1 pseudogene is annotated in these 999 nt (G+C 61.3%); it reads right to left on the bottom strand.

Annotated elements, in window-relative coordinates:
• Positions 1-2 precede the first annotated feature (2 nt).
• A pseudogene (locus tag ACYVD0_RS05510) lies at positions 3-954 on the bottom strand (IS1595 family transposase).
• Positions 955-999 lie beyond the last annotated feature (45 nt).

Genomic DNA, 999 nt, shown 5'->3' with positions numbered 1-999 from the left:
GGCTATGTCTGAGTTAGCTGTTGCATAGCAGACCTCCCCAGCGATTCCCTCAGACAAATCAATGGATCGAGCTGCGTCTTGTAGCGCTCGAGCATGCGGCGCCAACCCAGATAATGGGCCAGGTACTGGGTGGCCACACCATGAAAGGGGATCATCCAGCGCTTCAGCCGGCTGTCGCAGGCATTCACGTTCTGAATGTGGAAAGGCCCATCGACCCTGCGTCCATGACTCGGATTGACCTGTCGACGGGTAATGCCTTGCGCCTTGGCGAAACGGGAATAAACGGCAGCACTGTCGGTGCAAAGAATCGCATCGGCATCGATCAGCGGCCGTAGCCGCTCCCCGACATGCAGCGCATCGAGCTTCTCCAACTGAAAGTCGGCCTGTTGGCCGCTGCGATCCCGCACCACCCCGACAGGAATCTGCTCGGCGGACAAACCACGTCGCTTCGCGCTTCCTCCGCGTTTGCGAGGCGGGCGCGGCAAGTCTCGCCGTCCCTTGAACGACTCCAGGCAGAAGGTCTCGTCGGCCTCGACGATGCCGGATTCATGCTGGGCCTGATGGTCGGCAATCCGAGACAGGAACCGGTGTCGCCACAGGAAGGCCGTGTTCTTGCTGACACCGCAGTGTTTCGCCGCCCTGCGTACGGTCAGGCTCTGGGTCAGGGCCTCGGCATAGGCTTGCCAGGGATGACGCTTTCGCAGTCGTGCCATCGGTGTGCCGGTCAGCGGGTTGCTGGTTTTACTGCAGGACTGGCAGCGATACCGCGGCAGACCGCCACAGGAACCCCACGGCCGTAACTCACCGGAGCGGCAATGGGCAGCGACTTGGCGTGGTGATCATGTCCTGTGGAAGGGGGCCTGGTGCCGACAGGCATGCCTTCAACTGCTCACGCTGCTCCGGGGTGAGACTGGAAAGCTGAGCGATCCAGTGGTTGAACTGACTCGCTTTCATGATCCACCCCCACAGGTGGAGACGTCATGACCAGCTTAGCCTGTT

This window comes from Azotobacter armeniacus (assembly GCF_054779355.1).
Note: the sequence above shows the minus strand (reverse complement) of the source record. Positions and strands in the feature narration are given on the sequence as shown.